The sequence below is a fragment of the Flexithrix dorotheae DSM 6795 genome (genome assembly GCF_000379765.1).
GTDB lineage: Bacteria > Bacteroidota > Bacteroidia > Cytophagales > Flammeovirgaceae > Flexithrix > Flexithrix dorotheae.
This window is the reverse complement of the sequence record NZ_KB903489.1, coordinates 1-13766: the sequence shown is the minus strand read 5'-3', so window position 1 is coordinate 13766 and position 13766 is coordinate 1. Positions and strand designations below refer to the sequence as shown.

At 37.0% G+C, this 13766-nt stretch carries 23 protein-coding genes; 20 read left to right on the top strand and 3 right to left on the bottom strand.

What is annotated here, in order from left to right; all coding sequences use genetic code 11:
* The coding region (locus tag A3EM_RS0135335; protein WP_026210782.1) for a hypothetical protein at positions 1–184 on the bottom strand (184 nt) is incomplete at its 3' end.
* A gap of 46 nt (positions 185–230) precedes the next feature.
* Complete coding sequence (locus A3EM_RS0135330; RefSeq protein WP_020532984.1) at positions 231–1154, bottom strand: hypothetical protein; 924 nt, start codon at positions 1152–1154, stop codon at positions 231–233.
* Between the two features lie 855 nt (positions 1155–2009).
* Between A3EM_RS0135330 and A3EM_RS0135320 the strand changes: the two genes are divergently transcribed.
* The 5 genes from A3EM_RS0135320 (at position 2010) to A3EM_RS0135300 (ending at position 4411) form a co-directional block, all read left to right on the top strand.
* Positions 2010–2306, top strand: coding sequence for a hypothetical protein (locus A3EM_RS0135320; RefSeq protein WP_245576591.1), 297 nt, complete (start codon positions 2010–2012; stop codon positions 2304–2306).
* A gap of 74 nt (positions 2307–2380) precedes the next feature.
* Positions 2381–2791, top strand: a complete 411-nt coding sequence (locus A3EM_RS0135315; RefSeq protein ID WP_020532981.1) for a hypothetical protein — start codon at positions 2381–2383, stop codon at positions 2789–2791.
* A gap of 65 nt (positions 2792–2856) precedes the next feature.
* The gene (locus A3EM_RS0135310) at positions 2857–3357 is read left to right on the top strand and encodes a hypothetical protein (RefSeq protein WP_157638242.1); all 501 of its coding nucleotides are present in this window, start codon (positions 2857–2859) and stop codon (positions 3355–3357) included.
* A 48-nt stretch (positions 3358–3405) separates the two neighbouring features.
* Positions 3406–3951 carry a hypothetical protein gene (locus A3EM_RS0135305; RefSeq protein WP_020532979.1) on the top strand — a complete coding sequence of 182 codons (546 nt, stop codon included), beginning with the start codon at positions 3406–3408 and terminating at the stop codon, positions 3949–3951.
* A 106-nt stretch (positions 3952–4057) separates the two neighbouring features.
* Complete coding sequence (locus tag A3EM_RS0135300) at positions 4058–4411, top strand: hypothetical protein (protein WP_020532978.1); 354 nt, start codon at positions 4058–4060, stop codon at positions 4409–4411.
* A gap of 20 nt (positions 4412–4431) precedes the next feature.
* Here the strand turns inward: A3EM_RS0135300 and A3EM_RS0135295 are convergent, their stop codons facing one another.
* Positions 4432–4611 carry a hypothetical protein gene (locus tag A3EM_RS0135295; RefSeq protein ID WP_245576590.1) on the bottom strand — a complete coding sequence of 60 codons (180 nt, stop codon included), beginning with the start codon at positions 4609–4611 and terminating at the stop codon, positions 4432–4434.
* A 180-nt stretch (positions 4612–4791) separates the two neighbouring features.
* Here A3EM_RS0135295 and A3EM_RS0135290 point away from each other — a divergent pair, with 180 nt between their 5' ends.
* The 15 genes from A3EM_RS0135290 to A3EM_RS44630 all read left to right on the top strand — a co-directional run.
* The gene (locus tag A3EM_RS0135290; protein ID WP_020532976.1) at positions 4792–5286 is read left to right on the top strand and encodes a hypothetical protein; all 495 of its coding nucleotides are present in this window, start codon (positions 4792–4794) and stop codon (positions 5284–5286) included.
* Positions 5287–5790 carry a transglutaminase-like domain-containing protein gene (locus tag A3EM_RS0135285; RefSeq protein ID WP_020532975.1) on the top strand — a complete coding sequence of 168 codons (504 nt, stop codon included), beginning with the start codon at positions 5287–5289 and terminating at the stop codon, positions 5788–5790. It abuts the gene before it with no gap.
* Positions 5787–7382: a hypothetical protein gene (locus tag A3EM_RS0135280; RefSeq protein ID WP_020532974.1), complete on the top strand. Its 1596-nt coding sequence runs from the start codon at positions 5787–5789 to the stop codon at positions 7380–7382. The genes A3EM_RS0135285 and A3EM_RS0135280 overlap by 4 nt, the downstream gene beginning before the upstream one ends.
* 82 nt (positions 7383–7464) lie before the next feature.
* Positions 7465–7932, top strand: a complete 468-nt coding sequence (locus tag A3EM_RS0135275; protein ID WP_020532973.1) for a hypothetical protein — start codon at positions 7465–7467, stop codon at positions 7930–7932.
* Between the two features lie 89 nt (positions 7933–8021).
* Entirely contained in the window at positions 8022–8624 is a 603-nt protein-coding gene (locus A3EM_RS0135270) for a hypothetical protein (RefSeq protein WP_020532972.1), read from the top strand.
* A gap of 55 nt (positions 8625–8679) precedes the next feature.
* A complete protein-coding gene (locus A3EM_RS0135265) occupies positions 8680–9048 on the top strand; it encodes a hypothetical protein (RefSeq protein ID WP_020532971.1) in 369 nt (122 codons plus the stop codon).
* A gap of 21 nt (positions 9049–9069) precedes the next feature.
* Positions 9070–9354: a hypothetical protein gene (locus A3EM_RS0135255; RefSeq protein WP_157638241.1), complete on the top strand. Its 285-nt coding sequence runs from the start codon at positions 9070–9072 to the stop codon at positions 9352–9354.
* On the top strand, positions 9351–10229 hold the full coding sequence (locus A3EM_RS0135250) for a hypothetical protein (RefSeq protein WP_020532969.1): 879 nt from the start codon (positions 9351–9353) through the stop codon (positions 10227–10229). The genes A3EM_RS0135255 and A3EM_RS0135250 overlap by 4 nt, the downstream gene beginning before the upstream one ends.
* A complete protein-coding gene (locus tag A3EM_RS0135245) occupies positions 10198–10380 on the top strand; it encodes a hypothetical protein (protein ID WP_020532968.1) in 183 nt (60 codons plus the stop codon). The genes A3EM_RS0135250 and A3EM_RS0135245 overlap by 32 nt, the downstream gene beginning before the upstream one ends.
* Before the next feature lie 2 nt (positions 10381–10382).
* Complete coding sequence (locus tag A3EM_RS0135240; protein WP_020532967.1) at positions 10383–11036, top strand: hypothetical protein; 654 nt, start codon at positions 10383–10385, stop codon at positions 11034–11036.
* A 12-nt stretch (positions 11037–11048) separates the two neighbouring features.
* Positions 11049–11837 carry a peptidoglycan-binding domain-containing protein gene (locus tag A3EM_RS0135235; protein ID WP_020532966.1) on the top strand — a complete coding sequence of 263 codons (789 nt, stop codon included), beginning with the start codon at positions 11049–11051 and terminating at the stop codon, positions 11835–11837.
* 11 nt (positions 11838–11848) lie between these two features.
* The gene (locus A3EM_RS46620) at positions 11849–12625 is read left to right on the top strand and encodes a structural protein (protein ID WP_020532965.1); all 777 of its coding nucleotides are present in this window, start codon (positions 11849–11851) and stop codon (positions 12623–12625) included.
* The gene (locus tag A3EM_RS0135225; protein WP_020532964.1) at positions 12609–12794 is read left to right on the top strand and encodes a hypothetical protein; all 186 of its coding nucleotides are present in this window, start codon (positions 12609–12611) and stop codon (positions 12792–12794) included. Before A3EM_RS46620 ends, A3EM_RS0135225 begins: the two co-directional genes overlap by 17 nt.
* A gap of 1 nt (position 12795) precedes the next feature.
* Complete coding sequence (locus tag A3EM_RS0135220) at positions 12796–13107, top strand: hypothetical protein (RefSeq protein WP_020532963.1); 312 nt, start codon at positions 12796–12798, stop codon at positions 13105–13107.
* Positions 13107–13766, top strand: a 660-nt coding sequence (locus A3EM_RS44630) for a hypothetical protein (RefSeq protein ID WP_044240788.1), incomplete at its 3' end; no start/stop codon positions are given. The genes A3EM_RS0135220 and A3EM_RS44630, both read left to right, overlap by 1 nt.

Sequence of the window (13766 nt, the reverse complement as noted above, 5' to 3'; positions counted from 1 at the left end):
CCTCATAACTTTGAAAAGTACTCGTACCTGTTGAATTACTTTGTCGATCCTGAATATTTTCCCCAAAGAGTTCTTCATAAGCGGATTCAAACAAATTCACTAATTTTTTAAATTGTTCCTCATTTAGACCTGTACTGGCCCGCCATTGTCGCTCTGTTCTTATTTCTTTTAAGGATATTGCCATTGTTTATTTTTTATCCCAAAGATAACAACTATTGAGTATCAAGCAATTACACCAGAACATCTCTAATGGAAATAGCAAAGGATGTCTCTGTCTTTGTAGATACAATTCTATTGGCAAGTTCGCTAATAAAACGAGATCTATTGAATCGATCTTTTGTTATATCTTCAATTGGAGAATCTTCTAAAAGTAATGGCGTATTTAGAGGTGTCTTTTTTTCCTTTAAGATCCAATATTTTTGGTAATGTTTCTGTATATCACCTATTATTAAATCTTTCTTCATTAGAAGGTTTATAACCTTATTAATTATGAACCCTAATAAATGTACTAAAATAATATCAGCGAAATAAATAGCTGAATTATCTTTTATGGGAAAAAATAAATAGGTATCAGAAAAACAACGGTAATAGATATAAGGTAAAATTAAAATTATGCTTAATAAAGCATATCCTTTATTAAAAATAACCTTATCTACTATCAGTCTAATCCAATAAAGAATAAGAAGTAATAATGAGAATAGGGTCAACCAAAAAAATAAATAAGAATTTTGTAGAGGCCTGAAGAATGATTTTATAACTAAATCAATTATTGGTTCAAAAAATTGTTGATGAGTGGTAAAAAAAAAGATTATGAAAATTGCTGTAGTAATTGAGTATTTGCCAGTCATCCAATTGTAAAAATCAATAAAGAGAGCTTTAAATGAAAATACAAAGCTCTCTTTATTTTTTGATTTTCGGTAAATTGGACTTGTCTTGGAATGGTGAAAATTTAGACTACATTTTTCTTTTCCTAAAGATATTCTAGTAGGGAAAGGTTCTATTAATTGAAGGGCTTCCTTTAAATACTCTTCCTCTTTTTCATCAAGTTTTAAACTACTGTCACTTTTTTTATTTAGTTCATTTAAAATTTTATCCGCAAGTAAGCTAATTAATGCAGAATCATATTGATGGTTTTTGAAAAAATCAACACTCATTAGTATTGTAGTTCATTTTTTATTGAAAAAATTTGCTTTTATGTTTTAAAAAAAAATTGTCAAAACCCACATAATGAAATAAAAAAATCCAATTAGATACCAAATGTCATTTTCAATATCAATTTCATTATAAGCTTGCTTATAGTTAAATCGTCTTAAAAAGTAGTTGAAAAAAATAATTGTTACTAAGAGTAGTACAGTAAAGAGTAATATATCCCAGTTATTGTTAAAAAAAGTATCAAATAACACATATTGAATAACTGAGAAATTTATCCATCCCAACATTAGTGTAAATAAACAATAAAAAAAAGTTCTGTTAACCCTTACAATTTTTTCACTCTCCCTAAGAAAATAGGAACAAAAGTAAGAAATTCCATAGTTACAAAATATAATAATACAACCCGATGAAAAAAATCTAAAAAGTGATAGCCGTTCTTTAAAAAAGTATGGGAAGTCGATTGCAGTTTTACTGAAGGTAGGATAGAAACTTAATAAAAATGTAATGATGGTTATTACAGCAGAAGTAACATTTAAAATCCTTTCAACATTTCCAGTTTTCCCCATATTTTCAGGATAATTCTAAATTATGTTAACTAAATAAATCCCCTAGAAAAAAGCCCTTTCCGGTCTTTCCATTAAAGATATTGATTGTTTTTCAAAATGCACGTAACCAATTTTGGTTATTTTTCACCAAAGGAAATTCCCTAGATATTCACATTATCCAAATTTTGATTAAATTCAGACTGATTCAGAATATTCTGTAAGTTGAACTAGATTGTTAGTTGGATTTTATCGCCCTCGTTTTTTATCAAATTTTTATAGAAAGGATAGAGATCGTAATTTTAAAATTAAAAGATGATGATAGAAAAAGGGGTAATTGAGATTGCAGATTCCTTTAAAATAAGCGGAAGAGGAATCGCTTTGGTAGGAATTATTATTGAAGGTCTAATTAATACTGGAGATTTTATCCATTTTGAGTATAATGGTGAATCTATGAAAAAAAGAATCCTTGGATTGGATAGAAGGATAAAAGAAAATGGTAGTAAACAGAAGGTTGGTATCCTTATCAACTGTGAAAATGAAGTTGAAATGGAAAAATTCCATGAGTGGAATCCTAAATTGACTATTGGAAAAGTATTTCAGGGACAATGAAAACAAACTCATCCATATATAAGATTTGCATCGCAGCAATTAACAAACATACGATTAAACCATTTGACTTTCAGATGACTCAAATTTATAGGGAGGACTGTAAAAATCCCAGGGGTGTATTTGAGAATATTAATTTGGAACCAAACGAAATCCCAATTTGCAGTACTGAAATCAATGAGCATCAATGGACCTTATTGACCACCCAAAGAATATTTACCAGTGATAATGAAGATTTTTTTGAAGGGAAAATTATTGATTTTAAAACCAAAAGATCTGGAAATTTCAAAGGGATTGGGAATATTAAGTATGTTAAAGGTATAATTGAGTTGCATAACAGTGAAAAAATACCATACTTTTTAGAAACAGGAAAGGCCTCTATGGTAATGATATATGGACTTCTAACTGCAATGAAAATTATTCCTACTGGGGAAGAAGGAATTGAAAAAACAGAGAGAAGATATAAAAAAAGAGGGCTTATTGAATAAATCGTTTCAATGATTACCATTATATATTATCAGTTAAACACGTCATTCTAAAAATACCTGACCAAGTGGCCTCATACTTCCATTTGATTTTTGAATTTATAAGAATTTCCATATTAGCATCAGTATATGGATATGTAATTTGGATTCTTTTTGCCAAAGTTTTTAAAATTAAAGCTTTAAAAATAGGGTATATCGCCATTGTATTATTTTTGAGTCTTTTCATTTGGCGTTTTTCTTATTGGAGAGATAACGGAATTGGAGAATCAGCGAGAGTTCCTTTAAACTCCAAGTATCAAGTTAATATGATTGATTTTTACTATGCAGGTATTCTGGATAATAATCATAGAAATCTTACTTTCGGAATTAAAAAATTGTATCTCGAAAACGAATTATTATATGGACAAACAGATAGGGGCTATATAGTTTTCAACACACATTCGGGATTGATAAAGAAAGGACTTTCTGAACATCAATTTTTAGCAAATAATGGAAAGTTGAATAAACTATTAAGTCTTGATTCTTTTCATAATAATTACTGGAGCATAAAATTATTACTGTTATTTTAATAACTTGGAGGCAGTGTCCAAATCAGATCCAAATGATTATCCATCATCATGAAAAAAACGCTTAAAATTAATAAAGAAAAATTGACTGATGAGCCTTTAGATAAAACTAAAAGTTTTTTTAATTCCCATGGATTCAAAATTTATCAAGAAGGCCCTTATTCATTAACTTTTCAAAAGGGAAGTACACTCAAAAATATGTTTACTTTTAACCCTCTTGAATGGAAGACTGATGTTAACATTGAGATTAATGAGTCTTCATTTCAAGTTGAATTTGAGATCAATACTATAGGACAACTAGTAACTTCCAAAGAAGACGATTTGTGGGAAAAATTTATAGATAATTTCAATAATTATATTCAAAATAACTCAAATTACACAAATTTGAATAATGAAATTAGAGCCACAAAGCTGACTAGTTTAAAATATGTAGGTTGGGCTTTAGTCGGAGCTTTAATAGTGGGTGTTCCTGCTAGTATTGTAGCCTATATTACTGATATAAATCCTATAGGAAGTACAGTAATAGCATCAGTTACAGGAGCAATGTCATTCTTGATAGATAAAATCAATAAGGATAAAAGAAAAAAAGAATTGTAACCCTATTTATTATATTTTCATTTGAGATTAAATTGACAATTAGGTTAAAAAGATATATTGCGACCTTTATTTCCAAGGATCAATTCTTTTTTTAATAAAGAATTAAATGAAAACAGACTTAGAAACCATTATCAGAAATTCAATGCGTAGTAAGCAGGCCTACTATGATAAGTTCGAAATTAATTCAATATTATCTGATGTGGAAGAATCTGCTAAAATACTTGAGTTAAGAGTTCAAAGTGAAGGAGATAATCAAAATGATGTAGAAGAATTTATTGATTTAATTCTTGAGGAAGTGGTACAAATTTCAGAATGTAATAAAAATGATTTATCGGAATTCTATTCGTGGTATAAACCAGATGGGAAGTGGGATAAAATCACAAACCAAGAAAATGAAAATATAAGAGTTAGAATATTTGATCGCTTAAAGAAATGGAAAGAATACTTCCAGGAAAAATAATAGAGTTTTTTATTACACCTCTACTCCGGCCTCCCATAGTGTTGATAAAACTGTTCCAGTAATTTAGGACTGATTCTTCTTCTGGTGTGGATGCCAATTCTTTGGAAGTAGGTGGCGATGGTGTTGGGGTGTAATTTATATTCTAAAGCAATTTCCTTTTTGGTTTTGAAGTAAAGTCCCAGGGTTTGTGTGGTCTGCATGGTAAAAAGCATTGTTGGATCGTAGTATAAAAATAATCATTTTTTAGCGCTATTCTTATTATAAATCACACTATTTCCCACAATTACCTCATATTTATTGCGCATTTACGCTNATTCACATAAGTGTTNTGGAGGTTTTATCTAAGCTTGTAACCAATATTAAGTACAAAAAGCAAAAGGATGAAACTCTTGTTGTTAGTGGCTGGTGCCGGATATTTATTAAGCAGATTTGGGAAACAAATTGCCAGTTTCGTGGATAATTTGAGGGTTTTTATCTCTCAGCCAGGCACACCAACCATTGAACACAACAGTGTGATTCTGCCCATTATCGTAAGACTGGAAAACCATGAACCCATGGAGGTTACAGTGCAAAATATTTTGGTGACGGTCTATTACGATCAGGGAAATCAAAACTGGGTATTTTTAGCCTCCAGCAAACCACAGGCGAATGGCAGTTTTATCATTAAAGGCAACTCCTCGAATAAACTTAAAATTATGGTGGGAATACCCTTTAGCAATATGCTGCAGCTGCTTTGGATACAGTTTGGCAATGCCACCAAAATCCTGGAAAACTTTAAGAAAATGACTTTGATGGTAGAGACCAAAGTGAAAATTGGTGGACGGACATTTACCCAAAAAGAAGTATTTAACCAACAGGAAAAACTAGCAGCATAAATGTATGGGGCGGATGTAAATAGGGGACTTGGTTTGGTAGCCAGTAAAAAAAGGAAAATCAATCCTACCAATAGATGGGATCGCTATTTTCCACCCATGACCAGCTTAAAACATGAAGATAAAATTCTGGTCAAAAATGGCAGTGTATTTACCACTTTGCGACTGATGCGCAAAATAGTGAGAGAAACCAGGGGAGATACCAAAAGGTTGGCTCCAATGTTAAAACGAAAAACATTAAAAGCCACCATCGATCAAATATGGCATTTTGTTTACAACCATGTGCAATACAAGCTTGACAAACAAGGTGTAGAACAATTGCACCGACCATTAAGGATATGGAAAAAGAGATTTGAAGGGGTGGATTGTGATGATTACGCCATTTTTATCAGCAGCATTCTGAGCAATTTAGGTATCAGGCATGCCTTCAGAATGACCAAGTACAATGGAAAAAATCACTACCAGCATGTGTATATCGTAGTACCCAAAAACCAAAGTTTCAAATGAGTGAATATATCATTGACCCGGTAATCAATAAACCCGATTTTGAGGTGGAATATTCCAGTAAATATGACCTGGGAATGAGTGGCATGCCCATCCAGTATTTAAATGGACTGGATCAAGGGACTATTTCCGGAGGAATTACCCCGGAACTATCCGGAAACCTGGGCTATATCACAGGGTTTGGAGCCGAGTTCGATGATTTTGAATCACTGGTGGGGCTTGGTGGCATCGATGATCAAAAAGCAGTTTACAAGCTGTTTTTAACCAAACTCAAACAACACCTTTTAAATACCAGGATAATTGCCATGGCCAATCCCGAAACAGTCACCAATGCCGGTTACAGTTATGGAGATTTTATGGAAAACCTGAATTATCTGATCAAAAACTTTGATCAGGCCAATAGCCGGAATATGGCACTGGAACAGGTGGCCGGGTTTGATACTTCCCTGGGATTTTTTACCGATGATGATGCAGAATATGATTTGGATGGCCTGGGATTATTTAGGAGAAACAAGGCCAAAAGAGCCGCCAGAAAAAGCAGAAGAGTAGCCAGGAGAACTGCCAGAAAAGCCAAAAGGACTGAAAGAAGAAAAACAAAAGGAGGCTTTTTCAAACGTATTGGCACGGGAGTCAAAAGCTTTCGAAAGGCGGTGACCAGGAACGTGAAAAAAGCGGGAAAAAGTGTGGCCAGATTCGGAAAAAAAGTAGGAAAAGCCATTGCCAGATACAACCCGGCATCAGTTTCCATCCGTGGTGGACTTACCGTGGCGTTTAAAACCAATCTGTTTAGAATGGCTGAAAAACTGGGATATGGTTACTGGAGTGAGGCCCAGGCCAAAGCCCATCATTTAGATTTAAATGAATGGAGAAAATATGTAACTTCCTTAAACAGGGTGAAAAAAATGTGGGCAGGTTTGCAAGGGAAACCAGAGAACCTGAAAAAATACATTTTACAAGGCTGGAGTAAAGGCGTTAAAAAAAGGAAACTGCCCTATATTCCTGAAAGCCAGTTAAGAGGTTTTGAAGGATTTGGAGCAGTGGCCACCGCCAGTACTGCAGCAGCCTCAGGCTTTATTGCCACCATTACAGGATTCTTGAAAAAACTCAAATTCTCTGACCTGTTTAAAAAAATAAAAGCAGCTGCAGAAAAAAGAAGGCTGGCAAAAGCTACCGGAAATACTGGATCAAAAAAGCATCAAAGGCAGGCTAGAAAAGCCCTTCGAAAAGTAAAACGCAAAGCTACCTCCAGTAAAATCAAATCCAATTTGAAACCATTGGCTAAAAAGGCCCAAACAGCGGTAATGAGTTCCACTAAAAATGCAGCCACTTCCAAAGTCAATTCAGTATTCAGCAGATTGATGCCTGGATTAAAAACACAAACTCAAAGAGCTCCAAGTCAGATACCAAAATCCAGTGTGAAAAGCAGTGCTTTAAAACCAATTCCATTCCCCGAGCAAACCCCAACAACACCAGCAACCACTCCACCAGCTATTGAGGAAGCCAGTGCCGGAACCGGTGGAAATTCCATGTTATTACTCGGAGGAATTGCACTTGCAGGAATAATGATGATGACCATGAGTAAAAAAAAAACTTAAGTAAAAAAGCGGGCAGCGGACACCGTGAAAAATTATCAGGAGTAGCTTTTTAAAAAAAATCAAGAACAAGAACCATAACACAATGAAAGTAGACCAAAAAAAAGTGATGGCCAATATGCAGAGTACAGGATTGAACTTTGCCGGTGCCACGGTAGGCTATATTGCAGTGAGAAAAGCTCCTGAAAAATTCCAAAAGTTTGCCGGACCTGGCGTACTGGTTTTGGGACTGGCGGCCCAGCTGAGTTCCAATAAAACCATTCAGGAAATTGGCTCTGGAATAGCGGTGATCGGTGCCATTGAAACGGCCAACAAATTCCTTCCAGATGGATTGAAGCAAAAAACCACCGGAATTTTACCTGCCCTTTCAGGCACTCCTTATGCCCTGGGTGAAGGTTTTGATGATGATTATGATGAAGAATTTGAAGGCTTTGATGAAGGTGGCGTGGGCTATCTGGGCATGGAAGATGAAGAGTTTGCTACTTCCTTACTGGGCTTGGATGGAGAGTTGGGAGAAGCTGAAGAAATGGAGATCGCTAAGGCAATCCTTTAAAATTTAATAGTGCAATTCAAAAGTTGTTAACTGTAATCTTTTGCAGGAAACAAACCACTGATTTTTTTAACAACTCAAACATTTATAAAATGAACGCAAATCCAATTTTAACCAAAGGCCATAAAATATTACTGGCAAAAGCAGCGCTGTTGCCACCGGAAACAGCCATGGCATTAGAAAAGCATGCTTTAAAATTAACCGATGCCAATTTGTACCTGAGAGCAGATGTGACCGGGAAAGCAGGGATCCTAAAGCTCATCGATGAGACCACCATCAAACAGGTGGGTATTACCAACATTGATGGGAATAAACTGCCCAAGTTTGTCAATCAGGTAGTGGAAAAACTGCGTGCGGGTTATGCTACTCATGCCACTGAAACCGATCCTTCCAAACTGAAATATACCACCAAATACAGTGCGGTGGATACAGCCATTCTCAACAGTGTTTTTACCATCAAACTGAATGAAGCTCCGGTTTTGGAAGTGCCCACTGCCAGGCTTTTCAGTGAAGAAGTGAGTCGTGGAGCCATCGGTTCGGGATATGATGCCTACATCATTGATAATCCTCCTGTTTTAATTGAGGAAATGAAAATTTCCATGGAAATAGAATTCCCTAAAACAGGCTCAGTGGATTCAGGAGCAAAGCATTTTATTGAATTGTTCCTGCAGGGGCAAAGAACTGCCCAGCGGTAAATAGAAAGGATTTTGATAAGTACTTATACTTAGAAGTAGTGAATAACCAATTTTTATGAAAAGGTTAATCAAATACCAGAAAAAGGAGATTGTTTTTCCAGCGGGGACCACGGCAGGAGTAAAAACCGAAAGTGTGGACTTTGATAGGGCTTACCAGCTTTGTGATGGAGTGACCGTGTATGAAAGGGCCGGTGGAGGTGTGCCTTACTGGGAGCTGGGTTTGTCCGATGATGACCTGGGCACTTATGTGGATACAGTGGAGAGCAAATTTTTCAAGGACCAGGGAAGGGATGAAAGATTCCTGGAAGTGAGTATTGCCAATAACAAAAGACCGATCAGAATCTCGGTCAATATCCCTGAAGTGCTCACCAATGACTTAAAATTCCAGATGATTTTCAGGTTGAAAAACACAGAAAATCTATAAGCGAAAAGCATCTAATCACCATTGCGAGGAATAAGTATCCATAGTGAAGTTTTAAGCAGCACCGGAAATACCACCATTTTGAACTGTGCCGGCATGTACATCAAAAACAATGGTTCGGCTACAGTGAAATATGGGTTTACCGATAATGGTGGCGTACATATTTTGCAGGCCGGACAGGAGCGGGAGATCAATTTCCCTGCAGGTTTTTTATTCAGTGGCAAGCTGTATTTGTACTTTGTTTCTTCCGGCACTAAAGAGCTGGCCATTGATAAATACATAGAAAATAATGAGGAAACGATTTTATGAGCCGAGTTTATTTCCATTTAAGAAAATTCCCGGGCAGGCAGGCTAAAATCTATTACCGCCTGTATGGGAAAAATACCAAAGACCGAACCACTGGCACCAGTACCGGTTTGAGTATCTGGCCTAAGGACTGGAATGGAAAAATGCAGCTGGCCGTGGCCGGAAAAGACAAGGGAAAAATCAATTCCAGGCTTTTAAGCTTAAAAAATCACCTGGAAGGAAAATCAACAAAAGTTACAAAATCAACACCTTCAGCACTAAATGGATTAGGAGAAAATGCAATGGAAAGCAACCGGGAAAATAATCAGGAAGGAAACAGACCAATGGAAAATCAATTGACCATCAAGCAGCCAGGACCGGGCAGTTATGCCAACTGGCAGGAATATGTGATTGCAGATTTGAGGGAAAAAGTAGGGGAATTAAAACAGCGCAATGCAGAGCTGGAAACTAAAAGCCGGGAAGATGATCAAAAATTACTGGAGCTTGAAAAAGAAGTGGCTTTTAAGGACAAGGAGCATGAGCTGGATTTGCAGGGAAAGGATCTGGAAAGGGGAAATGGACTTGGGGGAATTGTGGAAAAAGTAGCTTCCAATGAACATTTAAGTGCTTTGGCCGGAGTGATAATCAGCCGTCTTTTAGGTACGGAAATGCCAACAGGAAACGGGCAATTATCTGGAGAAGAAATGAGGCCGGATAACCGGGAAAACAAAATGATTAGTGCTTTTGAAGACTGGTTTTTAAGACTTTCAGAGCATGAACAAACCAAGGTGTGGAACCTGATTTTAGTGCTTTCCAATTCCACCAATTTGCTTGAAAAAATTGACAGTTTAATAGAGAAATTGAAAAATGGAATTCCAACTCGGTTCCAAGCAAATTAAAAAAACTGCCAGGGAAATTGAGCAGGAAAAGGAATTGTACCTCAGTGTGCTCAAGAAAAACCTATCGGTGAAAAGTTTGAGGATTTTGGCCAAGAAAAGCCAGAAAAAAGGCATTGATTCCATCATTTTGAAATACCAAAATTTGATCTGACAATGGCACTACCACTTTTATTGGGATCGGGTATTAAGGATGCAGTGGGCAGTATTCCACCAGTAGTCTGGAAAGCACTGATTGCCACCGGACTGGGTGTTGGCGCTTATCTGATTGTGAGGAAAGTGGTGCAAAATGCCAGAAGACAATCGGCCATCAGGGAATTTGGAAGAGATGGAAAAAACGGACTGGCTGTGGACCTGGCTACACTTTTTTATCAGGCGATATGGGAAAATGATCCGGTGGGCTGGTCAGAGAATGAACCGCTGATTTTTGATACGGCTAAAAGGGTAAAAAATGAAAAGGGAGATTTTGGACTTGTGCATAAAGCCTATAAAAAAATCTATGACCGTGACTTGCTCAAAGACATTCAAAAGGCTTTGAATCCAGAGGAATTTGTCCGTTTCAATGAAATTATTGATACCGGAATTGGAATATTAGGACAAGTACCTTTTACCAAACTGGTGGCCACTATTAATCCCACCACGGTATTTGCCCACGATTTACAACAGGCCAAAAGGGTAAATGGCCGGGTAAAACTGGGAAGGCACTTTGAGACCATTGTGCTTGGCGATAACAGAAAGCTGACAGGTTTTATGAAAAACAAAAACCTGTTTTATGTACCTGAAAAAGATATTCGATTGATCAATGCCTAAACCAACATAACCATGGCTCAACAAGGAAAACAACAGAAAAAAAGTGATGAATCCTGGGGGTATTTGCTGGTCACAGCAGCGGTGGGCATTGGTTTGTTTGCGGCTTTGCGAAAGAAGGATATTTTACCGGAAAGTAGAGAAAGCACAGTCATTCCCTCATCAACTACATCAAAGACAACATCATTCAAAGCCAGGAGCAGTTTCCCATTGAGTAAAGGATCCATAGGCGCTTTGGTAACAGCACTTCAAAATCTTTTACTTCAATTGGGAGACAAGGCAGCCGCTGAAATCAAAGCCAGTGGTGGAGCAGATGGTATTTTTGGCAGTGGCACTGAAAAAGCCCTGCTGGAAGCCGGTTTTTCCAAAGTGATTACCCAGTCTGATTATGACAGGCTTACCCAGTTGGTCAAAAGGCAAAATGCCTCGGGAAAAGTAGTAAAAGGTGACACCGATGTGTATGTGTTTGTAGACAGTTTTTTCCTGGATGAACCCATTTACAAAAATGTAGTACAGGAAGAAAATTATTTCCATGGCAGAAAAGTAAAGGTCACCAATCCCAAAGGTTTAATCACCAAACTGCCCCACAGGATGTATATAGGAAAAGCTACCGGAAAAACCGTAGGGAAATACATTCAGGTCAAATCTACCCTTAATGGAATCGACTATTTTGTCTGGGTGGATAAGGGAGAAACCACTGTGCAAATATTCAAGGAAGCCGATTTACATCATTATTTAACCCTGCAAAAAGGCATTCAGAAAACAAGGGAGGTGATTAATAATATCATTGCTGCATTTGCTTAAATGAGCCATTTATGAAGTCATTTTTAAATCAAATAGCGGTCATTTCCAGAGGACTCCGGAATAACAATCCGGGGAATTTGCGTCTGACCAGTATCAGCTGGGAAGGCAAAGTGCCCAATGCCCAAAATACTGATGGTGCATTCGAGCAGTTCCAGGCTTTACCTTGGGGCATTCGTGCTTTGGCTATTGATATTCGAACTAAGATCAGGAAAGGCCTGGATACCATTGATAAAATCATTCGGGTTTATGCTCCTCATACTGAAAATGACACCCATGCCTATATCACAAGAGTAGTTCGCTTAACCGGAATTGCCCAACACCAGAAACTCACCGCTGACAAAGCCACCATTAAAAAAATCATAGCAGCCATTATTAAAGTGGAAAACAGAGCGGATGAAGCTCATCTGATTAAAGACAAGGATTTGGAAGATGGACTGGCTTTGGTGGAAAGCACATTTGATAAGGTTGTGGCTACAGGAGGCTCTTTTTTTTTTGATACTGATGGTGGCAGGAGCAATCTGGTGGATGGGGAGAAAGAATTGAAGGCACCGGAAAAAGGACAAAAAGAAAATTCAATTATCTCAACCAATAAAATTATGATCAAGTGGAAAGCAGTAATTATTGACATTGGCATAGATGCCTTAATGGATGTGATTAAAAAATCCGGTAAGGTGAAAAAGTTTGCAGAATTTCTTTTCTCAGAGAAAATGCAAAACACCCTGGCTGAGGTCTATCAATCCTACACCCTGGCCTTGAAAGAATGGGAAGAAGATGAAGAAAGCAGCTGAAAAAAAACTGGAAATACCAGACGAAATGCTCTTTGCCGGATCCTCCACACTGGGCAGTCTATTGGGAATGATCCTTTCTCAAGGGACCAGGTATGAAAATACCGGAGCTATTTGGGGAGGGTTTGCAGGAAGCCTTTTCGCTTATTGGCTGATTAAAAAAGATAAATGATATGAAAACTAAAACCAGAAGAAGAAAGTCCGCTTCCAAAAAAACAGGGGCTAAAAAAAGAAGTACTAAATCGGTGAAACCCAAAAAGCTGACTGCAAAATTAAAATCACAGGGCATCACTCAGGAAATGCTCAACAGAGCGGCCAGAGAAGGAGGCATCAGTTTGAAAACCGTTAACAGGCAGGCCGGAGGTTCGAATACCTTTTATGATAAACTGGCTAATGCCTTACCACCAGGTAAAAGGTTATCGAGAAATGGTAAGATCTATCATGAGGTAAGAAAAAACAGAAGTGACAGGAAAGGCAATATTTAATGACTCAAAGCAGGTCCATAGCTTTACAGGGAGTGGATGAGCTCAGGCTTCTTAATTACTCTGAAAAATCAATCGCTTTAAAAGGCACTGATTTGGAAATGGGAATTAATAAAGACTTTCTTTGGGAAAAATTTAATTTGTGGGGAACATTCAATGTTCGCCTGAAAGATCAAAATGGGAATAAGTTTTCCGGTTGGATATTCAAAAAAACAGATCGGGAAAAAGTTAAAGAATTGGTGAAATTCCTGGAGGCCGGAAACAGGGGAGATGGCAAAAAAAGGGAAAGAAGTCATTCAAAAAAGGGAAGGGAAAAGCATGTGAAATCTCCAGTTTCCATTGACCAGCATGTTGTTTTTTTAGCCTGGAAAAAAGCAGATGATTACGATAATCAGAGAAAATCTTTTATCCATAATCCTTCATTTAAAACCTACCTGGATGATAAGCATAATTTATATATAGTCTCTAAATACACCCAGATCGACCCATGGACAGGCAGTGAAGGAAAGGAAGTTACAGGAACTTTGCTAGTGAGTAAAGGAGGGAAAACCGAACGGTTATATGATAATGATAAAAAACCAGATCTAAAGAAATTCAGAGAAATTCAGATCCCACTTTTTATCAAAGTTCCCAGGGAAAAGAAGAAACCCCACTACAAGTTA

Coding starts and splice junctions, on each gene's coding strand:
- A3EM_RS0135240 (WP_020532967.1), top strand. CDS start 10,383: ATGGCACTACCACTTTTATTGGGATCGGGTATTAAGGATGCAGTGGGC.
- A3EM_RS0135300 (WP_020532978.1), top strand. CDS start 4,058: ATGAAAACAGACTTAGAAACCATTATCAGAAATTCAATGCGTAGTAAG.
- A3EM_RS0135280 (WP_020532974.1), top strand. CDS start 5,787: ATGAGTGAATATATCATTGACCCGGTAATCAATAAACCCGATTTTGAG.
- A3EM_RS0135225 (WP_020532964.1), top strand. CDS start 12,609: ATGAAGAAAGCAGCTGAAAAAAAACTGGAAATACCAGACGAAATGCTC.
- A3EM_RS0135235 (WP_020532966.1), top strand. CDS start 11,049: ATGGCTCAACAAGGAAAACAACAGAAAAAAAGTGATGAATCCTGGGGG.
- A3EM_RS46620 (WP_020532965.1), top strand. CDS start 11,849: ATGAAGTCATTTTTAAATCAAATAGCGGTCATTTCCAGAGGACTCCGG.
- A3EM_RS0135315 (WP_020532981.1), top strand. CDS start 2,381: ATGACTCAAATTTATAGGGAGGACTGTAAAAATCCCAGGGGTGTATTT.
- A3EM_RS0135250 (WP_020532969.1), top strand. CDS start 9,351: ATGAGCCGAGTTTATTTCCATTTAAGAAAATTCCCGGGCAGGCAGGCT.
- A3EM_RS0135245 (WP_020532968.1), top strand. CDS start 10,198: ATGGAATTCCAACTCGGTTCCAAGCAAATTAAAAAAACTGCCAGGGAA.
- A3EM_RS0135285 (WP_020532975.1), top strand. CDS start 5,287: ATGTATGGGGCGGATGTAAATAGGGGACTTGGTTTGGTAGCCAGTAAA.
- A3EM_RS0135275 (WP_020532973.1), top strand. CDS start 7,465: ATGAAAGTAGACCAAAAAAAAGTGATGGCCAATATGCAGAGTACAGGA.
- A3EM_RS0135290 (WP_020532976.1), top strand. CDS start 4,792: ATGAAACTCTTGTTGTTAGTGGCTGGTGCCGGATATTTATTAAGCAGA.
- A3EM_RS0135265 (WP_020532971.1), top strand. CDS start 8,680: ATGAAAAGGTTAATCAAATACCAGAAAAAGGAGATTGTTTTTCCAGCG.
- A3EM_RS0135330 (WP_020532984.1), bottom strand. CDS start 1,154: ATGAGTGTTGATTTTTTCAAAAACCATCAATATGATTCTGCATTAATT.
- A3EM_RS0135320 (WP_245576591.1), top strand. CDS start 2,010: ATGATGATAGAAAAAGGGGTAATTGAGATTGCAGATTCCTTTAAAATA.
- A3EM_RS0135220 (WP_020532963.1), top strand. CDS start 12,796: ATGAAAACTAAAACCAGAAGAAGAAAGTCCGCTTCCAAAAAAACAGGG.
- A3EM_RS0135295 (WP_245576590.1), bottom strand. CDS start 4,611: ATGCAGACCACACAAACCCTGGGACTTTACTTCAAAACCAAAAAGGAA.
- A3EM_RS0135305 (WP_020532979.1), top strand. CDS start 3,406: ATGAAAAAAACGCTTAAAATTAATAAAGAAAAATTGACTGATGAGCCT.
- A3EM_RS0135270 (WP_020532972.1), top strand. CDS start 8,022: ATGAACGCAAATCCAATTTTAACCAAAGGCCATAAAATATTACTGGCA.